General features: G+C 35.2%; 8 protein-coding genes. All 8 read right to left on the bottom strand.

What is annotated here, in order from left to right:
* Positions 1-212: 212 nt before the first annotated feature.
* Positions 213-896, bottom strand: coding sequence for a hypothetical protein (locus tag BCF58_RS16435; protein ID WP_121462882.1), 684 nt, complete (start codon positions 894-896; stop codon positions 213-215).
* Positions 896-1753, bottom strand: coding sequence for a dTDP-4-dehydrorhamnose reductase (gene rfbD, locus BCF58_RS16430; protein ID WP_121462881.1), 858 nt, complete (start codon positions 1751-1753; stop codon positions 896-898). The genes BCF58_RS16435 and rfbD overlap by 1 nt, the downstream gene beginning before the upstream one ends.
* A complete protein-coding gene (locus BCF58_RS16425; protein WP_121462880.1) occupies positions 1750-2235 on the bottom strand; it encodes an acyl-CoA thioesterase in 486 nt (161 codons plus the stop codon). The genes rfbD and BCF58_RS16425 overlap by 4 nt, the downstream gene beginning before the upstream one ends.
* 69 nt (positions 2236-2304) lie before the next feature.
* On the bottom strand, positions 2305-2808 hold the full coding sequence (locus BCF58_RS16420; RefSeq protein ID WP_121462879.1) for an OmpH family outer membrane protein: 504 nt from the start codon (positions 2806-2808) through the stop codon (positions 2305-2307).
* 58 nt (positions 2809-2866) lie between these two features.
* Positions 2867-3430, bottom strand: coding sequence for an OmpH family outer membrane protein (locus tag BCF58_RS16415; RefSeq protein ID WP_121462878.1), 564 nt, complete (start codon positions 3428-3430; stop codon positions 2867-2869).
* A gap of 4 nt (positions 3431-3434) precedes the next feature.
* Entirely contained in the window at positions 3435-5972 is a 2538-nt protein-coding gene (gene bamA, locus BCF58_RS16410) for an outer membrane protein assembly factor BamA (RefSeq protein ID WP_121462877.1), read from the bottom strand.
* 30 nt (positions 5973-6002) lie between these two features.
* Entirely contained in the window at positions 6003-6752 is a 750-nt protein-coding gene (locus BCF58_RS16405) for an isoprenyl transferase (protein ID WP_121462876.1), read from the bottom strand.
* Positions 6753-6757: 5 nt separating this feature from the next.
* Positions 6758-7651, bottom strand: coding sequence for a type IX secretion system protein PorG (gene porG, locus BCF58_RS16400; RefSeq protein ID WP_121462875.1), 894 nt, complete (start codon positions 7649-7651; stop codon positions 6758-6760).
* Positions 7652-7757 lie beyond the last annotated feature (106 nt).

Below are 7757 nucleotides of genomic sequence, written 5' to 3'. Positions count from 1 at the left end.
ATTATAAAAGTATTTCATTAATTTTCCGCTTACCTAAAAGCTCTCCTGCGCTACCTACTATCTCTCGTTTTCAGTGGGGCAAAGATACTATCTTACATCAACACAAAACAAATTTATTTAACATAAAATACACTTTTAGTTCATATTCATCCTTAACTCGCTGAACCTCTGTAACAATATTTTTAAACTATTGTTTGATTTTTAATCCTTAGTTACAAAACAGGCTGAGATTTATAGATTACACTTAGAAAATCAGCAAAGGACTTTTCTAATCTAATAATATCACCGGACTTTACATTTAAGCCTCCAACTCCTGATTCGTCTGATTTTACTTTCAAGGCAGATACCTGAAAGTATTGATTGGATTCCCCTGTTTTGGGCTGAACCTTTATAGTAGAGCCTAAAAGTTTTTTGGTTGAAATTGTATATACTTCGCCCGGCTCTGTATCTAATATAATATAGGATCTTGGTAAAAGGTTATAATCTTTTTTATTGATATTTATTTTTTGTTGTTTGCCTGAAGAGGCGAACAAGTATAATTTTCCGGATTGTGGAGATAACTTTTCTTTTGGCAGATAATATAAGCTTAGCTTATAATTTGATGGATTGAATTCCTGAAGAGAGCCGTCAATATTTTCAAAGGGCTTTAGCACAAATGTATTGGCTCCAATTTCTTTTGCTTTTTTGTGAATCAGTGAAAAAGTTAGCGCATCATCTTTAGAGAACCCCTGGATTTCGACTTCACCTAAATATTGTGCATCAGTGATTTCTTCATTGATCTTATACAAAAATTTATCTGTGTTATCATTGGTCTTTTCAACTTTTGTTAAATAGACATTCTGTGCATAGAAAAGCTGCATCAAAAATACTGATATGATAATTCCAAAATTCTTCATTATGTAAGGATATTAATACATTCTTCCAGACTATTTTCCCAATGTTTAGGTACTATTTTATAGGTTTCCTCTATTTTATCAAGACACATGGTACTTCTTTTTGGCCTTTTGGCCGGAGTTGGATATTGTTCTGTAGTTAAAGCATTCAATTTAATTGAAGATTTTGATAACTCCGCGATTTTTCCGGCAAAGTTGAACCATGTTGTTTCCGGATAGTTGGAGAAATGGAAGATTCCAAATGTTTTTTGTGGGGCTTCTATGATATCCATGATCGCTTCTGCCAAATCGTTGGCATTTGTTGGCTGCCCGTATTGATCTGCTACAATTCCAAGTTCATCTTTTTGGGAGAACAGGTTCAACATTGTCTTTACAAAATTTTTATTGAACTCTGAATATAACCATGAGGTTCTAAGAATAATTGTCTGAGGGTTGGCTTCCAAAGCCAACTCTTCTCCTTTTCTTTTGGACTCTCCATACACTCCAATCGGGTTTGTGAAATCATCTTCGGAATAACAAAGATTGGTTTCTCCATCAAAAACATAGTCTGTAGAGACATGAATAAACACTGTTTTATAATCTGCACATGCTTTGGCAAGGAATTCCACTCCTTCAGCATTCACAGCAAATGCTTTTTCCTGCTCTTTTTCTGCAAGATCTACTGCTGTATAAGCTGAAGCATTAATACAGAATTCCGGTTTGTTATCATAGAAGAAGTCATTGACCTGACTTTCATCCGTAATATCTAATGTCTGGGAATCCGTAAAAATAAACTCATATTTGTTTTCAAAGTCGGGAGCTATTTTTCTGATACAGTTTCCTAATTGACCATTGCGGCCTATTACTGCTATTTTTTTCATGAGTTTTTAGCGTTTTGAGATCTTAAAAACTTAACTCTTGTCTGAAATTCTTTTTGTTCCAGATCAACATAAAACTTGTGGAACGTTTCTTTGATATCTTCCGGATGGATCTCAGATTTTCTGGTTTTAATATTGAAATAGATAACCGTCACCCACAATACTGCATGGACAGTCTTTTCATCCAAGCTTTTCATTAAAATTTCCACTTTGGCAGTTCTATCCTGAATATCGATGGTTTTGCTACTTATGACTACCTGGGTATTGTATCTTACTTCTTTCAGATAGGCAATTTCATTTTGTATGGCAATCCACGTACAGCCTGTCTGCTTGGTATATTCTTCATAAGTGAAACCGTAAAATGTTTCTACATGATCTTCTCTGGCATTGAACATATAGTCCAAATATTTCACGTTATTCAGGTGTCCTATCGGATCGCAATCACTAAACCGTACTTTTACGGTGGTCGATACTTCTCTTTCCATACGGCAAAAATAAAAAAACCGCCTCTAAAAGAGACGGCCAGATCTATAAATCTTTGTTAATTTGTTTAATTATTGAAGATTTAATTCTTTTTTTACAGCTGCAGTAGCATCCGGACCTGCTTTATAAACAAAAGCGGAAGAATTAGCATCCATGATGTAGTCATAGCTATTAGCTTTAGCTACTTTTGTTACGGCATCATTTAATTTTTTCTCGATTGGCTCATAAGCTGCATCTTGTTTAGCGATGAAGTCTTTCTGAGCTTTGTCCTGCATTTGCTGGATTTCATCCTGCATTTTAGCCAATTCAGCTTCTCTAGCTTTGTTCTCGTCAGCAGTTTTCTTAGGAGCTTCTTCAGTATATTGCTTTAATTTAGCTTGTCCAGCATCTGCTTTCTTTTTAATTTCAGCCTGCTTAGTATCTAAGAAAGTTTTTAAATCAGCATCTGCTTTTTTCTTTTCAGGCATTGCATTCAGAACACCTATAACATCTAAAGTAGCAATTTTTTGAGCTTTTGCCATACCTACAGATACAACCATCATTACTGCTGCAAATAATACACTTAATTTTTTCATAATTGGTAAATAAATAATTTAATTTGTTTTTTAGATCTTAAATTCCAGTAAAAGTTAATTACCTTTTACTTTTATTATTAGTTTTTTCTTTTTTATCCGGTGTGGATGTTCCTTTTAACAAGATATCCAATACTTTATCTGTATAATCATATCTTTTTTGAAGGAAAATAACATTCACGTTATTGCTTTTATCAAGAACTATGCCCAACCCGTTTTTTTCAGACATCGTCTTTACAGCTCCCCATATCTGATCCTGGAAAGGTTCTACCAGATTTGTTCTCAATTTTGTAATCTCACCATTGGCACCGAAACGTAAACTAGTAGTGGTTTTAATATTTTTTTCCAGGTCCATTACTTCTTTTTCTCTCAGTTTCAGCTGGTCGCCTATCAGTAGAACTTTTTCGCTTTCAAAAGCTGATCTTTTCTTTTCATACTCAGACTGAAGATTCTGAAGTTCTGACTGCCATGTATCAATCTGTGCATTCAGTCTTGCTTCTGCTTCTTTATATTGAGGAAGCTTGTCCAAAATATATTCAGTGTCCACAACACCAATTTTTTGTGCGTTGCTTAGCCCGAAAAGCAAGAATAATACAAATGTAAAAATTACTTTAAAATTCTTCATATCATTATAATGATTGGTTCATTAAGAAGTGTGTCTTCCAACCGGAAGGATCTGTTCCAATTACCGTTTTATCGAATCCATATGCAAAATCAAATCCGATCAAACCAAACGCTCCCATATAAACTCTTACCCCTACACCCACTGATCTTTTTAACTGGAACGGATTATAGTTACCCCATGAATTCCAAACGTTTCCTCCCTCTGCAAAGGTCAGCGCATAGATTTTAGCGGTTTGGTTCAATGAAATCGGGTATCTTAATTCTAACGTAAATCTATTATAGATTGTACCTCCTCCTTTTTGAGTGATATCGTCGATCGTTCCTCCATACGTGGAAGCATTTTCATATCCTCTTAGTGGAATTAGTTCTCTACCGTCATATCTACCTCCGAAAAGGCCGGTTCCTCCCACATAGAATCTTTCGAAAGGCGGAGCTCCCAATTCTCTGTTGTAGCCATCCATGAAGCCCATCTCAGCAGAAGATCTCAAAACCAGTTTTCCAACGATCTCATTATATACATCTGCTTTAAATTTAATTTTATAAAACTCCATCCACTTATACTTCTCTGTTGGAGACATTGTTGAGTAATCTTTATTACTGAACAATGAGTAAGGAGGGGTAAGTTTCGCTGAAATTTCTATGTTGGAACCTACCGTCGGGAATATAGGATCTATTCCCGCAGAGTTTCTGCTTAGCCCAATATTCAAACTGAAGTTATTGGCATTTCCGTAATATTCTGTGGTATCGCCAAATTCAAACGGATAATTTTTAAAGTTATATTTCTGGAACTGAATTCCTGTATATAATGAAAAATAATCATCCGGCCATTTTAATAATCTGTTAAGACCAACCGACGCGGAGAAGATATTTAATTTCTGTGCGTTACCGCTAACATCCGAGTATTTAACTCTGGAATTGTTCAAGCTTACTGAAAGTGAAGTTTGTCTTGTTCCGAACAACCATGGCTCTACGAAAGATATCCCATAGTTTTGGAAATATTGTCCTGCCTGTGCCTGGATAGACAATGTTTGCCCATCTCCTTGCGGAACTGGCTTGAAGTCTTTAAATTTAAGGAAATTCTTCAACGAGAAGTTATTAAACGTTAATCCTAACGTTCCAATAAAGCTGTTCCCACCATATCCGGCCTGTAATTGAACCTGTGAAGATCCTTTTTCAACCAGCTTCCAGTTGATGTCTACCGTATTATCCTGTTGGTTAGGCTGAATATCCTGCCCAATCTGCTGCGGATCGAAGAAAGACATCCCTGCTAAATCGAAATATGTTCTTTTGATATCACTTTTCGCAAATAAGCTTCCCGGTTTTGTTCTTAAAGCACGAAGGATAACGTGGTCATGAGTAGTAGTATTCCCTTCCCATGTTACTCTGTTCCAAGTAGCTTTTTCTCCTTCACTGATACGGATTTCGAGATTAATGGAATCTCCGGAAACGGATTTTTCTACAGGAGTAACATTAGAGAAAAGGTAACCGTTGTTCATGTATACGGATTTAATATCAGAATCATCTTCTTTTCCTCCGTCTTCTCCTACCTTCTTATTGAATCCTACCGCATCGTAGATATCTCCTTTTTTATATCCTAAAAGTCTCTGTAAATATTCTGTAGAATATACCGTATTCCCAGTGAATGTAATATCCCCGATGTAATATTGCTTTCCTTCATTCAGCTTTACGTTGATCTCGTAATCATTTTTTTTGTTTCTCCATACTGAATCTGACACTATGGTAGCATCTCTGTATCCTAAGGAGTTATAATAGCTGATAAGGTTTTGCTTGTCTTCCTGATATTTTTCTTCAATGAATTTTGAAGGTTTTAAGATACCACCAATACCGAATCTCTTCTGTTTGGTTTCTTTGAAACCTTTTTTTCTGAGTTTGGTATCCGTGATTTTAGTATTTCCTTCAAATTCAATGTGGTTGATTTTCACTTTTTTTCCTTTGTCTACATTGATGGTCCAGTCCACAAGTGACGGATCATTGGCATTTACCTTGTCTTCAATGGTAATTTTAGCATCGGCAAATCCTTTTTTAACGTAATCCTTAGGAACGTTTGTTTTAAGACTTGAAATCAAATTCTGAGTAATCTTGGTACCTGGCTTCAGGTTGTTATCTTTTGCCAGTTTTTCATTTTTAGATTTACTAATTCCTTTTCCTTCGAATTTTACTTCTCCAAGTTCTTTCAAATCCTGTAAATAGAATCGTAAAACTACTGTTTCACCCTCTATACTTTGTACATACACTTCAACTTCAGAAAAAGATTGAGTATCCCAAAGCTTTTTAATGGCATTACTGATTTTTTGTCCAGGAATATCCACGTTTTCGCCTTTAGCTAATCCTGTAAATCTTAATATTTGAGCTGGTGTGTATTTTTTAACCCCATCTACAACAATATCCTTAAGAGTGTATGTGCCTGTTTGATTTTCCGCATATACAGGATTGTTCACTTTTGTGCTATCCTGTGGAGTTACCTGTCCATAAAAATGTGCAGAGGCAGCAAACATAATGATGGGTAATAGTCTAAACTTCATTTTATCGTAGTCTTTCTTTTCTTTAAAATTTTACTGAATTTTTATTTGTTCTCCGGTCATGCCGAATCTTCTTTCTTTGTTTTGATAATCTACAATACATTGAAAGAAAATGTCTTTTGTGAAATCCGGCCATAGAACATTTAAAAACTGCAGTTCTGCATAAGCGATCTGCCAAAGAAGGAAATTACTTATTCTGATTTCACCACTGGTTCTGATAAGTAAATCTACAGGAGGAAAATCTTTTGTGTAAAGATAGTTTTCGAATAATTTTTCATTAATATCCTCTACATTTACCTTTCCTTCCTTTACATCTGTGCTTATATTTTTAACGGCATTCAGTATTTCGTATTGAGAGCCATAACTAATGGCCAACACTAAATTCCCTTTTGTGTTTTCTTTGGTAAGTTCTACCACACGAAGGAGTTGTTCTTTTACCAATGGTGGTATTTTTTCCAAGTTTCCGATAACATGCATTCTCAAGCCTTTGCTGAAGATTTCTTCTGCTTCAAGCAACAGAGTTTCCGCCAGCAAATTCATCAATGTATCCACTTCATCTTTTGGACGGCTCCAATTTTCCGAAGAAAATGTATAGAGAGTTAAATAAGGTATATGGATCTCGTTGCATGCATTAATAGCATTTCTCACTGCATTAATAGCATTTTTGTGACCAAAAGTCCTTTCTTCGCCACGAGATTTCGCCCATCTTCCATTGCCATCCATGATAATGGCTACATGTTTCGGTAAATTCTCAGAATTTATTTTATCTTTAATCAACGACATATTTATTAATCACAATAACATGGAGGTCTTCCGAAAGAATATGTAAGCCCTAAGCTAAAGGTATTCATCCAATCTTTCGATCTTGAATCTCCAACATTTCTTTCACCTATGAATGCATTTTCTCTTTCTTTGGAAACGATATAATAGTTCCCAGACTGAAGCAATGATCCGCCTGTAGACGGGTCTAAAATATCAGCACTATACGTGGACTTTACATCTTTAGTAAGGATTTTACTATGATCCAGCTGATCCGTCAATGTATATCTGAATGTGGCTTCAGCAAATATTCCCCAATTATAATTAAACTTATATTTCAAGCCTACTCCAAAAGGAATCTGCATTACTGTTTTTGTACCTGTAGAGTATACTGGTGTTGTGGTAAAATCAAGCTCATTTTGCGGAGCTTGTGCCACACCGTCTGCATCTCTTCTAAAATCATTTACCAGGGTAGCCTTCGGAGCATCAAACATTAAAGCACCTACTCCCGCAAAGATATAGGGGCTCGCCATGCTTACCTGCTCGTTATTTACAGGAAAAAAGTTATATTCAAACATTAAGCTTGCCTCATATACGTTGTTTTTCCCGTATGAATTTCTATTTCTTCTATATTCTTCCTTTGCTACTTTATCATTAAACTGAACCTGATTGTATCCAAGGTCTAATCTAACCGTCTGATAAGGATTAAAATTAAATCTGTATAATACCCCTCCATAAAAAGGAAATCCCCACTCTGACATTCTATCTAAATCCAATGGCTTTTGTAAAATATAATTGGTTCGTCCTATATCAGCCACTAGGTTACTCATACCTAGACGAACTCCCAATTCATTTCTTTGTGCTTTAACACCTGCCATTGTCCCCAATATGGCAAGGAAGCTAAACAATAATTTTTTATTCATAAAAGAACATGGATTTATGGTTATTTTAAAATTTAATTTTTGCAAATATAAAACATTTTTATATTAATGATATTCTTAATGTTTAGTTAAAAATAAACAAAAAATA

Origin of the sequence: Chryseobacterium defluvii, from assembly GCF_003634775.1 — a bacterium.
Taxonomy (GTDB): Bacteria; Bacteroidota; Bacteroidia; order Flavobacteriales; family Weeksellaceae; genus Chryseobacterium; species Chryseobacterium defluvii.
The sequence above is the reverse complement of the archived record's forward strand: the minus strand, read 5'-3'. Positions and strand labels throughout refer to the sequence as shown.